This is a genomic window from Paenarthrobacter nitroguajacolicus, assembly GCF_029952445.1.
GTDB lineage: Bacteria > Actinomycetota > Actinomycetes > Actinomycetales > Micrococcaceae > Arthrobacter > Arthrobacter nitroguajacolicus_B.
Map to the genome: position 1 here is coordinate 14,446 of NZ_JAQPPK010000013.1, position 12,256 is coordinate 26,701.

The 12,256-nt window shown below is 65.1% G+C and carries 13 protein-coding genes; 6 read left to right on the forward strand and 7 right to left on the reverse strand.

Annotated elements, in window-relative coordinates:
- Window positions 1–8 precede the first annotated feature (8 nt).
- From tilS to dacB, 3 genes are all read right to left on the reverse strand, one after another.
- The gene (gene tilS / locus PJL15_RS11110) at window positions 9–1,067 is read right to left on the reverse strand and encodes a tRNA lysidine(34) synthetase TilS (protein WP_348651487.1); all 1,059 of its coding nucleotides are present in this window, start codon (window positions 1,065–1,067) and stop codon (window positions 9–11) included.
- A 92-nt stretch (window positions 1,068–1,159) separates the two neighbouring features.
- Window positions 1,160–2,281, reverse strand: a complete 1,122-nt coding sequence (locus PJL15_RS11115) for a zinc-dependent metalloprotease (protein ID WP_281451205.1) — start codon at window positions 2,279–2,281, stop codon at window positions 1,160–1,162.
- Window positions 2,282–2,341: 60 nt separating this feature from the next.
- Window positions 2,342–3,787, reverse strand: coding sequence for a D-alanyl-D-alanine carboxypeptidase/D-alanyl-D-alanine endopeptidase (dacB, locus tag PJL15_RS11120; protein WP_281451324.1), 1,446 nt, complete (start codon window positions 3,785–3,787; stop codon window positions 2,342–2,344).
- Between the two features lie 211 nt (window positions 3,788–3,998).
- Between dacB and PJL15_RS11125 the strand changes: the two genes are divergently transcribed.
- From PJL15_RS11125 to PJL15_RS11145, 5 genes are all read left to right on the forward strand, one after another.
- Window positions 3,999–4,490, forward strand: coding sequence for an inorganic diphosphatase (locus PJL15_RS11125; protein WP_281451206.1), 492 nt, complete (start codon window positions 3,999–4,001; stop codon window positions 4,488–4,490).
- 237 nt (window positions 4,491–4,727) lie between these two features.
- Window positions 4,728–5,741 carry a hypothetical protein gene (locus PJL15_RS11130; RefSeq protein WP_281451207.1) on the forward strand — a complete coding sequence of 338 codons (1,014 nt, stop codon included), beginning with the start codon at window positions 4,728–4,730 and terminating at the stop codon, window positions 5,739–5,741.
- Entirely contained in the window at window positions 5,738–6,544 is an 807-nt protein-coding gene (locus PJL15_RS11135; RefSeq protein ID WP_281451208.1) for a hypothetical protein, read from the forward strand. Before PJL15_RS11130 ends, PJL15_RS11135 begins: the two co-directional genes overlap by 4 nt.
- Window positions 6,545–6,590: 46 nt before the next feature.
- Entirely contained in the window at window positions 6,591–7,202 is a 612-nt protein-coding gene (locus PJL15_RS11140; protein ID WP_281451209.1) for an RDD family protein, read from the forward strand.
- A gap of 54 nt (window positions 7,203–7,256) precedes the next feature.
- Window positions 7,257–7,856, forward strand: a complete 600-nt coding sequence (locus PJL15_RS11145; protein WP_281451210.1) for a hypothetical protein — start codon at window positions 7,257–7,259, stop codon at window positions 7,854–7,856.
- Window positions 7,857–7,956: 100 nt separating this feature from the next.
- Here PJL15_RS11145 and PJL15_RS11150 read toward each other — a convergent pair whose 3' ends face one another.
- From PJL15_RS11150 to PJL15_RS11160, 3 genes are read right to left on the reverse strand one after another with little or no spacing between them, the layout of a single operon-like run.
- Window positions 7,957–8,532 (reverse strand): DUF3618 domain-containing protein, encoded by a 576-nt coding sequence (locus tag PJL15_RS11150; RefSeq protein WP_281451211.1) that lies wholly within the window; start codon window positions 8,530–8,532, stop codon window positions 7,957–7,959.
- A complete protein-coding gene (locus tag PJL15_RS11155) occupies window positions 8,529–8,960 on the reverse strand; it encodes a phage holin family protein (protein WP_281451212.1) in 432 nt (143 codons plus the stop codon). The genes PJL15_RS11150 and PJL15_RS11155 overlap by 4 nt, the downstream gene beginning before the upstream one ends.
- Complete coding sequence (locus PJL15_RS11160; RefSeq protein ID WP_281451213.1) at window positions 8,957–9,937, reverse strand: hypothetical protein; 981 nt, start codon at window positions 9,935–9,937, stop codon at window positions 8,957–8,959. The genes PJL15_RS11155 and PJL15_RS11160 overlap by 4 nt, the downstream gene beginning before the upstream one ends.
- A 183-nt stretch (window positions 9,938–10,120) precedes the next feature.
- On the opposite strand from PJL15_RS11160, the gene PJL15_RS11165 reads away from it, so the two are divergent.
- Window positions 10,121–11,203, forward strand: coding sequence for an FUSC family protein (locus tag PJL15_RS11165; protein ID WP_281451214.1), 1,083 nt, complete (start codon window positions 10,121–10,123; stop codon window positions 11,201–11,203).
- 7 nt (window positions 11,204–11,210) lie between these two features.
- On the opposite strand, the gene PJL15_RS11170 is transcribed toward PJL15_RS11165, so the two are convergent.
- Window positions 11,211–12,245, reverse strand: a complete 1,035-nt coding sequence (locus tag PJL15_RS11170) for an NAD-dependent epimerase/dehydratase family protein (RefSeq protein WP_281451215.1) — start codon at window positions 12,243–12,245, stop codon at window positions 11,211–11,213.
- Window positions 12,246–12,256 lie beyond the last annotated feature (11 nt).

A 12,256-nucleotide genomic window follows, 5' to 3' on the forward strand; every position in this document is an offset into this window, starting at 1 on the left:
GGGTGCGGCTACTGTTGGGACGGTTTCTGATGCCGGAATACTAGCTTCCCACAGCGCGCGGCCTCACGGGGACCGCCCTTGGCCGAATCAGCCGGCGATCCGCTGGATTCAAACGGATGTTCCTGCGCCAAATCGCTGAGGGAAAGTCGGGACACGCTGACATGCCCGGGAAGTTGAACGGGGCCGGCAGACCCCTGCCTGCGCAGCAGCGCTTCTGCCGCTTGGAGCCGCCCGTACCCGGGTTGTTGACCCCCGACGTCGGCCGCGGCCTTGGCAATTACGCGGAACCGTAGCGCTCCGGGCAGTTCCCGGACGGCGTCCTCCGGCAACCAGACGGCGCCTTCCTCGCGCTCAACCAGTGAGAGATAGGTCTCGTTGGCCAAATCCTCCAGGAAATCGGCGTCCTGCTGAAGGATTGCCGCCGTCCGGGCCAGGGACTCAGCCACTCCCGGTCCAAGCTTTTCTTCCAGGACCGGCATGACTTCCACGCGCGTCCTGGACCGGGCGAAGGCGGGATCGGCGTTGCTCGGATCATGCCAGGGATCCAGTTCCTCAACCTCGCAGATCTCCACGGTTTCGTCCCGGCGGAGGCCCAGGAATGGCCGGAGCAGCCGTCCCCTGGCAGGCCTCATGCCCGCCAGGGATCGCGTTCCCGAGCCGCGGGCCAATCCGAGCAGGACCTGCTCGGCTTGGTCGTCCAGGGTATGGCCGAGCAGGATCGCGTCACAGGAAAGGTCGTCCGCGGCCGATTCCAACGCGGCATGACGGGCGTCCCGCGCGGCAGCTTCCGGCCCGAATCCGGTGGAAGCAACATCGACTGTGCGTACTTCAACAGGCGAAAGGCCCAGCTCGCGCAGCACAACTGCAGTGCGGGCGGCCACCTCGGCCGAACCTGCCTGCAACTGGTGGTCAACAACAACCCCTGCAACAGAAACGGGATGCCCATCCACGTGTCCACGCCGGCCGAAGTAGGCGGCAATGGCGGCGAGCGCCAGGGAATCCGGCCCTCCGCTGCATGCAACAAGCACGCGCGATGGGTAACCCGCAGCGGCCAGGGCGTTCTGCAAATGCTTCCGGGCTTTGCCGACGACGGGCGCCAAGCGGCCTGGTCGACGTCGTCCTTTGCCTGCTGAACCAACACCCGAACCGGCGGGAAGGCTCAAAGGCCCATCCGCTCAAGCCATAGCCGGGAGTTGTGGATTTCCTCTTCGGTGGGCAGGTACTCGGCCGATTGCCACACCTTGTTGAAACCCTCCATGCCGGCCACTGCAACAACTTCGCGGACGAATTTGGCGCCATCGGTGTACTGGCGCATCTTGGCGTCCAGCCCCAGGAGGCTGCGGATGAACTTCTCCACCACGCCCCTGTCCTTGCCGCGGTCGTTGAACCGCTGGCGGATGGTCTTCACGGAAGGAACGATGCTGGCGTCAACCGCATCCATCACCACATTGGCGTGCCCTTCCAGGAGGCTCATGACCGCGGTGATGTGGGAAAGCGAGGCCTTTTCCTCCGGGTTCTGCAGGAGGTCGAGGATGGCGCCGCGGCCGGGTGTCTTCTCCGAGGGGTTCCGGTCGCGCAGGGACTTTGCCACCGCTCCGGCCCGTTCCACCAGTGAGTCCATGTTGCCCAGGAGGTTGCCGCTGAGTTTCTCGATTTCATCGAGCATGTGGTGCCTGAGCCAGGGCGCTGCTGCGAACTGGACCCGGTGGGTTTGCTCATGCAGGCAGACCCAGAGGCGGAAGTCGTCGGGGTGGACGTTGAGTTCGCGTTCCACAGAGATGATGTTGGGGGCTACAAGGAGGAGCCGGCCACCGGGAGGCACGTTGGAATTGGGCGCCAGTGCCGCGAAGGGGTCGTACTGGCCCAGGACTTTGCTGGACAGGAAAGCGAGCACCGCGCCCAGTTGGGTTCCCGTGATGGCTCCGCTTGCGGCAGCTGCTGCCGGGGTCATGGAAACCCCGCTGCGGCTGTCCAGCATTTTCTTCAATGCGGGCTGGAGCATCACCGAGAAGCTTTGGGTATTGGCCTTGGACCACGAGGCCCGGTCCACAACAAGGACATGGGAATCACGGAGGTCCCTTGCTGCGTCCAGTCCGGTGATGTCGTGGACATGCGGGACGGAGATATCGGCGTTGAAGCGCAGGTTCTCCACCGCCTTGCCGATCTCCCCCGCGCTGAGTTCAGGGCCGGGAGGGGCAAGCCGGGCAGCCGTAGCGGCGGCCAGATCCCAATTGATCAGGGACTGGGCCCCTGCTGACGATTCGCGGGCAGATGACACCATACGGTCCATCACACCACACGTGGCTGACAGTGCACCTTAAGTTCGCTCCACGCGGAGCCCTCAACCTCGGCATCCGCAGGCAGCCAGCACGGAGGCGGAGCGGTCCATGGAGACTTTGTTGCCGGCCGCGCCCGGGTCCAGGCCGTTGCCGATGAACGAGAACACCAACAGCCGCCCGTCGGCGTCCACGACGTAGCCGCTCAAGGCTATGACGGTATTAAGGGTTCCTGTTTTGGCCCGGACCAGTCCGGCACCTCCAGCGGTGCTGGGGTCCACATACCTGCCGTTCAGGGTGCCGGTCAGCCCCGCCACCGGGAAGCCATCCAGCGCCGCCCGCAGTGCAGGGTCCGGACCACTGGTGATCGCGCGGACGACGTCCACGAAATGCCTGGCGCTGACTTGGTTCTCCAAAGCCAGGCCGGAAACGTCAGCCAACACCATCGAATCCGTGGCGATCCCCAACTCCCCCAGCCTTTGCCGCACGGCTGCAATGGCGGCGTCGTACGTGGTCTGCTTGCCGCCGGCAGAGGCGGTCATCCGCCCCAGTGCCTCGGCCAGGAAGTTATCGGAGGTCTGCAGCATGAGATCCACTTGTTCGCTGACCGTGGCCGATTCAGCGGTTGCCAGGACTTTGGCGGGGAGTCCTTTTCCACGCACGACGCCGGGACTCACCGCGACTCCGGCCGCCGCCAACTGCTCGGCGAACGCTTGGGCGGTGGTGATGGCCGAATCCTGGGGCCGTGGACCGGTCTCCACTCCGGGTGCGTAACGTCCGGAGTTCAAGGCGAGGGAATACAAGGGGGCAGTCTCGCCGGCTGCGACATCGTCCAGGCTCCAGGCCGGGTTCAGGGCAGGCCCGGTGAAGAAGGAATCGTCCACCTGGACGGTGATGGGACCCTGCACGCCGGAGGAAGCCAAGGCCGCCGCGGTTTCCGCGGCCAAGGTGGACAGGCCGGCATGTCCAAGAACAGCGGAAGGGTCAGATGCGGAGACGCCCAGCAGCACATCCCCTCCGCCGGTGAGGACCACTGTGGAGGGATGGTCGGATCCGAGCACCCGGGTGGTGAATCGCGATTCGGGGCCCAGTGCCTTCAGGGCGGCCACGGCGGTCAGCAGCTTCATGTTCGACGCCGGTATGCGGTTGGCGTTGCCGTCGCGGTCGAAGAGGAGTTGCCCCGTGAGGGCGTCCATGACCACGCCGCTGATGCTGCCCGAGCCGTCAGGTTTCAGGGTTCCATCCAGGAGCCGTGCGACCTCGGCTGGGAGGGGGACAGGCGCCTGGGCGTCCAGGGGAAGCAGCGCGCTGGAGCCTGACAACTGCATGGGTTCCTGCTGCCAGGCAGGGATCGAGGGCGTCGGCTTGGGCAGGCTCAGCAGTCCCGGCATCATTCCGGACACCACAACTGCGCCGACGCACAGCAGGACCACCGCCAACAGCACCGGCCACACCAAGCGCCCCCACGCCGTGGACGAACCCTTGCGGGCACCCCCGTTTTTAACGCCCATCATGGAAGTTGCTTGGTCCTGTCAGTCCTGAAATGTCCCCGCCGGTTCAAGAAACCCGGGCCTCTCGCTATATCCTCAATAGTAGTCGGCGGTACCGGCTGTACTTTTGCCTGCCGCCAGCCCCGGGCTAAGCAGCCTGCCTGAGGCACCGTCACCCGTGGCGGCCGCTTCGGCGGAGCAACGCCCACCCTCACCCGTCAAGGAGCATTCCATGAAGCACGACGTGACCATCGAGATCCCCAAGGGATCGCGCGTCAAGTACGAAGTTGACCACGAAACCGGCCGTGTCCGCCTGGACCGCGTCCTGTTCACCTCCATGCAGTACCCCACGCACTACGGTTTCTTCGAGAACACCCTGGGCGAAGACGGCGATCCGCTGGACGCACTGGTGCTCCTGCAGGACTTCGACCTCCACCCGGGCGTCATTGTTGAGTCCCGCCCCATCGGCGTTTTCAACATGACCGACGACGGCGGCGGAGACGCCAAGGTCCTCTGCGTTCCCGTTGATGCACGCTTCGACCACATCCAGGAAGTCAGCGATGTCAGCGAATTCCTGATCAAGGAAATCGAGCACTTCTTCACCCGTTACAAGGACCTTGAGCCCGGCAAGTGGGTCAAGGCTGAGGGCTGGGGCGACCGTGCCGCTGCCGAAGCCGAGCTCGAGGCTTCCATCAAGCGTTACGTGCCGGCCTCAGGCCACTAGTCCTTCCCCAAACTGAGTTGGGTAACGACGGCGGGTGGTGCGGTTCCCTGCGAACCGCACCACCCGCCGTCGTGCTTTTAAAGCAACGCGGGGTCACTTATGGCCCATTCGGGGGTCGAACTTGGGCCATAAGTGACCCCGCGTTGCTCTCATGGGCATGTCTACCCATCGCGGGAGCTTGCCCGGCACCCTAGGCTGTTACAAGACTTTTCGATGCTTGCACACAGGGGGTTCCATATGGCTGGGTTCTACGGCGCGGATATCGCGCAGCTTCGCAGTCTGGCGGGTGTGATGGGCAAGGCCGCCGACGCCATCAGCCTGCAAAGCACGCAGTTGTCCAACGCGATCAACTCCACAACGGCCTGGCAGGGCCGCGACGCCACGGTCTTCAAGGGCGACTGGAACAGCCAGCACCGCCAAAGCCTGGTCAAGGCTGCCAACATGCTGCGGGAAAACGCCAGTCAGCTGAAGAAGCACGCGAACCAGCAGGAGTTCGCCAGCCACAACGACGGCTCGGGTTCGTCAGTGGGCGTTCTCAAGGATGTTTACGACACCGCCATGGGCGCCAAGGGCGTGGGAGCCCCGCTGTGGACCGCGTTCAAGTACCTCCTCCCAGTCAAGCCGGACGCCGCCGGGAACGTTATCCCCAGGCACCTGCGATACGGCCAGACCAAGGAAATCCTGACTAACTGGCGCGCCGGCGGCACAGTGCTGCGCGACGGCATCACTGCCCTGCGCAACGGTGAAAAAGTCACCGACGTCATCACCGACCTCAAAGCCAACATCCCCTACAGCACCGCGTTCCAGGAGGCGAGCAAGTTCTCCAAGGGACTCCGCATCGCAGGAGCTGTGGCCGCTCCGTTGAACATCGTGACCGGCATCGGGGACATGATCAGCCCGGAGCACGACGGCTGGCGCGGTACCGGTGACCGCGTGGCCGGTGGCCTGTCCGTGGTGGGTGGCGTGGGCAGCATCATGCTCATGACAGCCGGCGGTGCAGCCCTCCTGGGACCCATCGGCGCCCCGATCGTGATTGGCGCCGGACTGGTGGCCGGAGCCTGGGCGCTGGGCAACCTGGTGGCCGACAATTGGGATTCCATCTCCAACTTCGCGCGCAACCCAGGCAGTTACATTGCCGACGGCGCCAAGGAAGTGGGCAATTTCGCCAAGGATGTAGGCAGTAAGGTGGCAGACGGAGTCAGTAACGCCGCCAAGTCGGTCGGAAACTTTGTCGGAGGGATATTCGGATGACAACGAGCACCATGAAATGGACCGAACGCGATGTTCAGGCCGCAGCCAAGGTCCTGGCATCAGCCAGCGCCACAGGAGCGCACCTGCCCACGCTGACCGACGAGGAAGTCGTGGCCCTGGACGGCGTCCAGCACGAACAACTGGTGGCCTTGCCTTGGCTCTCGATCCAGGACGCCAACAAAGACATCCTGTGTGCCGTTGCCCTGCGCGGCCTGCTCGCCAAGGAACTCGTGTACCCGGTGATCTTCGAGGGCGAAACCGAACCCTCCCGCTTGCACGCCACCGACGAGATCACAGGCGCCCTGACCCTGCGCCGCAGCGGCAGCAACGTTGTCTCGGTGGAACGGACTGTCTCCACCGGCAAACGCTGGCTCTACGGCTACGTCCATGACGAAGGCGTCCTGCTGGAGGAAGTGGACGAGGGCGGCCTTCATGGCTTCACCGTCGTCACCCGGGACCAACTGGTGACCCGCCTGGCCGAATTCGTGGACCCGGAGAACGTTGCCGCGCGCGATTCGGACCCTGCCCTTTATACCGAAGCACAGTTCGAGGCACATGCGGCCACGGCCCTGGCGGATACCCAGGCGGCCAGCAACGTTGTCGCCTTCAACTCCGACACCAACGAATTCCCCACCGTGACCGTCTACACCGGCCCGGCCGGAGTCCACGTCCTCACTCCTCGGGTTGAAGGCTCACAGGAACCCGGTCTTCCGGAGCAAGCCGAGGGTCTTTCCTTCGAACTGAAGGAAACGTCAGCCGCTTCCCTGGCCCGCGTTCTGGGTGGACTGGCCGGACTCGCCTGACGATCCGCACCCAAGCCGCATCCCGCCGTCGAACGGAAAGCCCCTCATGAGCACTGCTAAGCCCACAACGTTGACCGGCATGGTGGACCCCCTCACCGGACGTGCAGTACGCCGCCACCCGGACACTGGCGCGTACTTCGTCAAGGCGTCGGGGGGAGCCCACTTCTGGGGCCGGGTGCTGGATGCGATCGTGTTCCTGGTGGGCTACGTCATCCTTGCGGCGATCGCGGCAGTGGTCCGCGAGTCCATGATGAACAGTGGCTCGTCGCTCGGCTACAACGACGGCCTCTGGCTGACCCTCTACATTGTCCTGTGGTTCGTGGGGCTGTTCATCTACGGCATGATCTGGGGTACCGCGGGTAGCGTCGGCGACGCCGCTGCGGGCATGCGCTCCGTACGGATCAAGGACGGCACGACGGCGGGCGCCTGGTTGGGCGGCTGGCGCGCCATCTGCTGGTCGTTTTTCCCGTTTTTCGTGGTGATGGTTATTGCCGCGGCCCTCAGCGGCGGCGGAGACGACACCTGGGACCCGAAGTTCGCCGCCATGGATCGCCGTTCCGGCATCGCCAAGGGCCAGCAGCCGATTCCCGACCCCAAGGCTGTTGCCGCGGAGCAAGCCGCGGCGGCACAACAGCAGGACCGGCTACGCGGCAGGTAACAGGCGAAATTTGCCCTTGCAGAGTCGCTACCAGCCGGTAGCATGTGATCCACTATGTTCACTCTCACCATCAACCAACGCGATAGCCGACGCGACGGCGATCTCGTGCCGCAGTTGCTGAAGGACCTGCGGCACATTCCCGCCCGCCTGGATTTCGACCGGTCAGTTGAGGATGAGGTGCAGGGCATCGTGGAATCCAGCCACCAGGCCGTGGAGACCGCATTGATCGCGCTCCGGTCCGGTCGGTGGTACGTCGGAATCGGCGTCGGGCCCATCAACGAGCCACTGCCCAACCTGGTGAAGGATGCCTCGGGCCATGGACTTGTCTATGCCCGGCGGGCCGTGGACAGGCTGCGGGCCAGCAAGGACCGGGTACCCGTTGCGGTGGATGGCCCCTTGGCGGCCCTGGCGTCCGAGGCTGAAGCCGTGTTGCGCCTCCTCGGACATATTGTCCAGGACCGGAGTGTCGCGGAGTGGCGGGTACTCGACCTGCTCACGCCCGGAGTCCGCGGCCAGCAGAAAGCCGTTGCCCAGGAACTGGGGATCAGCACTCAGGCCGTCAGCAAGACCCTGGCGCGCGCGCAATGGGCGGAAGAGCACGCAGCGCGCCCGGCCGCTGCCCGGTTGCTGCAAATGATCCTCGAGGTCCGCTGACCAACCCCGGACACAGCAAACCCAACTGTGTAACAGCAAACGTCGCAATGAGCGCTCATTGCGACGTTTGCTGTTACTTACTTGGGTTAAGTGCGGGGCTTTACTGGTTGCTGATGTGATCCTTGGCCGTGCTGGCGCGGTCCTGGACATCCGCGGCCGCAGCCTGGCCTTCGTCCTTGACGTTGGCGGCAGCCTCAGTGGCGCTGTCCTTGACGTTCTGCATGGCATCCTGCGCTGGTTCACGCAGGTGTTCGGCAACTTCCTGGGCAGCGTGGCTGAGTTCCTCCGTCAAGGGCTGGGCCGCTTCCTTGAGCGCCTGGGCGGCCTCGCGCTCCTTGTCCGACGGCGGAATCAGCGCCGAAACCAGGAGTCCCGCGCCAAAGGCGATCAAGCCGGCCGCAATCGGGCTTCCCTGCGCCTTCCGGGCAATCGCCTGGGGTGCATCGCCGATGTCCGACACGACACCGGACACCGTATCGTGTGCCTGGTGGGCCACGTCGCCTGCCCGGTCCTGGACGTCATCGCGGGCACCGAAGACGGCCGTCTTGATCTTGTCCACCCGGCGGTTGACGATGTGTGACGGCGTGACCTTGTCGGCCACGGCGTCAACGTTGGTGCTGAGCCGCCGGCGGGTTTCTTCGATATCGGCGCGCAGGGCGTCGGGGTTCTGCGTCATCGTGTCTCCTCGGTGTTCGGTTTCAGAGCGGGGGGTATTTCCTTGACTGTCTCGGCAGTACGCGGCAGGCCCTTGATGGCATTCAGTTCCTTACGGCCCATGACGGCCAGGACTGCCGCGATGATTCCCCAGATGACCGCAACGATCACGGCGGACCACCCGAGGCCAACCAGCTGGCCCAATGCCCACCAGAGGGCGATGGACAGGAACAGCACGGTGATGTGACCAGCCCAAGCGGCGCCAGCCATCATGCCGGCGCCCTTTCCTGCTTTGGTGGCGGACTCCTTGAGTTCCACCTTGGCCAGCTCCACTTCCTGGCGCATCAACGTTGAAACGTCACGTGTCAGGTCGCTCAGCAGCTCGCCGAGGGGAAGGGTTTCCGCCTTCATGTGGGCTTCTGTGGGAGGCAGGTCGGCGGGACTGCTCATCGGGGACCTCCGTACTGGGGGTCGTCCGGGTCAAGAGGCCCTGCAAGCGGATCGCCCTGAGCCTTGACCCCGCCGGCGTCCGTCTCCGGATAGGGCAGTGTGGAACCGTCGTAACCGCCGGTGGTTCCGGCGTCGTATCCGGTGGTTCCGGCGTCGTATCCGGTGGTTGCCGAACCCGTGGTCGCGGTTCCGTAGCCGGCCGTGGTGGTGGTCGGTCCGGGAAGGTCCACAGCGGGAGGTGTCACTGCGCCGCCCTGCCCGGGGTAGCCCTGCGTGGGGTAGTAGGCGGCACGAGGTGTCTGCGTGGCTGCACGGTTGGTTCCGCTCGTTGTACTGCCGGCGGACCCGTTATCGGCCATGCCCCGGCCGAGACGGCCAGCGAGGATACCGGCTCCTGCGGCCAGCAAAAGGAACGTTCCGGGCTTGCGGCGGGCGAAGCCCTTGACTTCGTCCAGCAGGGAGCCAGGATCCCGTCCTTCCAGCCACTGCGCCACAGCGGAGGACCGCTGGGCTGCCTGCTGGACCAGATCCGTGGCAACTCCGCCGTCTTCGCTTGCGTTGGCCATGGTGTGCAGTTCATCGGAGATGGACCGCAAGCCCTCGGCGACGCGCTGCTGCTGAACCTGGGCTTGGTCGGACAGTTCGCCCTTGGTCTGGGTGAGCAACTGGCGTGCGTTCACCTTGACCTCGCGGGCTACGTGGCCGGCTTCGGACTTGGCAGTGTCCACGACACCGCCGGCAGCGTCCGATACGGCTCCGGCCATCCCCGCAGCTTCTTCTTTGGCAGTGTCTACCTTGCCGGAGTTGGCGGAGCCGGTCCCTGAGCCAGCGGGAGTTCCGCTGATTCCGGTGGTTCCTGCGGTCTGGGTCTCAACGTCCGAGTCGAGGTAGTTTCCGGCGAAAGGTTCGGTGCCTGCATGGGCACCAGTGGTTGGCGCCGCGAAGCTTCCGTCCTGCGGCGATTGGCTCTCAGTCATTGTCGCTCTCTTTCCACAGTTGGCAGGCTGCGGACAGCAGCCGGGATAGTAAGTATCGTTACTATCAATGGGTGAGTACCCGGTTGTCCCGGTTCTAATCACCCGTTTTTTGAAAAGATGGCATGGCCCACTTTCCGGGCTCCCGGCTCGACACAGCACGGCAGACCTGCCAACGTAGGTCCCATGAGCCAACTGCCCACGAGGCGACGGCTGATTCCCGCGCTTCGAAAAACTGTGACCCGCCACCGCCTCCTCTTCGCCGCCAAAACGGCCGTGGCGGCAGGCCTGGCCTGGTACCTTGCACCCTTCATGCCTGGACCAGCAGCCCAGTATCCCTACTACGCTCCACTTGGCGCCCTGGTGAGCATGCACCCCACCGTGGCCGACTCCGCCAAACACGGACTCCAGAGCCTGGCCGGTTTGGTCCTGGGGATCGGCATGGCCTTCGCCATCACCACGGTCGCCGCACCCACGGCCCTGGCTGTTGCCGTAGTGGTGGGGCTCGGGGTCCTCATCGGTGGCCTTCCCCGGCTGGGGACTGCGTCTGAATGGATTCCCATGGCAGCACTGTTCGTGCTGGTACTGGGCGATTCGAACGCCGAAGGATTTTCCTTTGCCTACGTTCTCCAAATGGCCCTGGGCGTTGCCGTCGGATTCGCGGTCAACTGGCTGATCTTCCCGCCGTTGCACCTGGACGACATCGACCCCGCGATCGCCGGCCATCAAGGCGCCTTGTCCCGCCAACTCAAGGACATGGCGAAGGCCATGGACGAATCCTGGCCTCCCAACCACGAGGCCTGGGCCGGCCGCAGCGAGGAACTGTCCCTCACAGCGGCAGCAGTGCGGACTGCCGTGCATCAAGCGGAACTGAGCGCCAAAGCGAATCCAAGGTCGCGCCGTCGTGCTACCCGCCTGCCGTCGGACCTGGCAGGCTTGCGAACCCTTGAACGGCTCACTTTCCACGTCCAGGACATCACCGACGTCCTGGCGAGCGCCATCTGGGAAGAAGGCGCCGGGACTGTCATCCCGGACGCCGCCGTGGCACCCCTGTCCGAGGCTTTGGAATCCGTGGCGTCCGTGGTGGACCACTGGCGCGATGCCGAGTCCGGCGAACTGGCCAACCGCCTGGCACGCGCCAAGGACAGCATCGCCGTCCTGAGCGATGCCGTGGCAGAGGCCGCTGCCGACCAAGCCCCCGTGAACGCTCCGGCGTCGGTGGCCATGAGCCTGCGCCGGATCCTGACTGTGGTGCTGTCCTCCGAATAGTGCTGCGCTAGCGGGGCCTGAGTGGCGGCGAGCCCCGCCTGCCCTTTCCCGCTCCGATTCCCTCCAGCATTTCGGCCAGGGACTCCAGTGACGAGTGCTTCGGTGACCAGCCCAACAGGCTGTGCGCCCGGGAACAATCCATGATGGGCGCATTGGCCGCCATGTCCACCCAGCCGCCGTCGGTCACCTGAAGGCGCAAGCGCCAGGTGGCCTCGACGACGGCGCGAAGCACCGGGAGCGGGAACGGCAGCAACCTCTTGGCCTTGAAGATCCAGGCGAGCGCGTTGGGGTCGATCACAGGCTCGGCGGCGATGTTGAAGGCGCCCTCGGCCTTGTGCTGCAGCACCCGCCAATAGGCATCCGCGACGTCGGCGGTGTGCACGGCCTGGAACACCATTTCCCTGGGAATGGCCAGCACCGGAATCCACGGTTTACGCGGTACCAAACGGGGCAGGACCCTGCCCAGGAAATAGCGTCCCACTTCGCTGCCGCCCCCGGAGCTGAACATCAACGCCGGCCGCAGGCGCGCCACAACGATCTCAGGGTTTTCCTTGGCGAACTGGTCCAGAAGCCGTTCCTGCTGCGCTTTGTCCGAGCTGTAGTGCGAGCTGCGGATACCGCCGGTGGGCCAGCCTTCCTGGGTCCGCTGGTCCTTGGTCGCCGGCGAATACGCACCCACGGAGGATGCGCAGACGATGTGTCCCACCCCGGCTTTCCGTGCGGCGGCCAGGACGTTCGCTGTTCCCTCCACATTGGTGCGCCGCAGCAGTTCCCGGTTGTGGTTGGGCTGGATGAGCCACGCGAGGTGCACCACGGCGTCGGCTCCGGCAAGGGCTGCTTCGAGTGCCGGCTGGTCCGCGGAGGCGCCGATGTCCAGGGTGTGCCATTCCACGCCGTGGTAAGGCGCGGCGTCGGGATCCGGTTCCCTGCGGACGATACCCACGAGTTCCAGCTCCGCGCCCTCGTCCGAGCGTGCCCTCTGGAGCCGTTTCAGCAGTTCCGTACCACCGTGTCCTGTGGCTCCGATGATCGCAATGCGCATGGCGTGGCTCC

Bases quoted from the DNA above. Each gene is read 5' to 3' on its own strand.
- PJL15_RS11115 (WP_281451205.1), bottom strand. From the start codon at position 2,281: ATGGTGTCATCTGCCCGCGAATCGTCAGCAGGGGCCCAGTCCCTGATC.
- dacB (WP_281451324.1), bottom strand. From the start codon at position 3,787: ATGGGCGTTAAAAACGGGGGTGCCCGCAAGGGTTCGTCCACGGCGTGG.
- PJL15_RS11125 (WP_281451206.1), top strand. From the start codon at position 3,999: ATGAAGCACGACGTGACCATCGAGATCCCCAAGGGATCGCGCGTCAAG.
- PJL15_RS11130 (WP_281451207.1), top strand. From the start codon at position 4,728: ATGGCTGGGTTCTACGGCGCGGATATCGCGCAGCTTCGCAGTCTGGCG.
- PJL15_RS11135 (WP_281451208.1), top strand. From the start codon at position 5,738: ATGACAACGAGCACCATGAAATGGACCGAACGCGATGTTCAGGCCGCA.
- PJL15_RS11140 (WP_281451209.1), top strand. From the start codon at position 6,591: ATGAGCACTGCTAAGCCCACAACGTTGACCGGCATGGTGGACCCCCTC.
- PJL15_RS11145 (WP_281451210.1), top strand. From the start codon at position 7,257: ATGTTCACTCTCACCATCAACCAACGCGATAGCCGACGCGACGGCGAT.
- PJL15_RS11150 (WP_281451211.1), bottom strand. From the start codon at position 8,532: ATGACGCAGAACCCCGACGCCCTGCGCGCCGATATCGAAGAAACCCGC.
- PJL15_RS11155 (WP_281451212.1), bottom strand. From the start codon at position 8,960: ATGAGCAGTCCCGCCGACCTGCCTCCCACAGAAGCCCACATGAAGGCG.
- PJL15_RS11160 (WP_281451213.1), bottom strand. From the start codon at position 9,937: ATGACTGAGAGCCAATCGCCGCAGGACGGAAGCTTCGCGGCGCCAACC.
- PJL15_RS11165 (WP_281451214.1), top strand. From the start codon at position 10,121: ATGAGCCAACTGCCCACGAGGCGACGGCTGATTCCCGCGCTTCGAAAA.
- PJL15_RS11170 (WP_281451215.1), bottom strand. From the start codon at position 12,245: ATGCGCATTGCGATCATCGGAGCCACAGGACACGGTGGTACGGAACTG.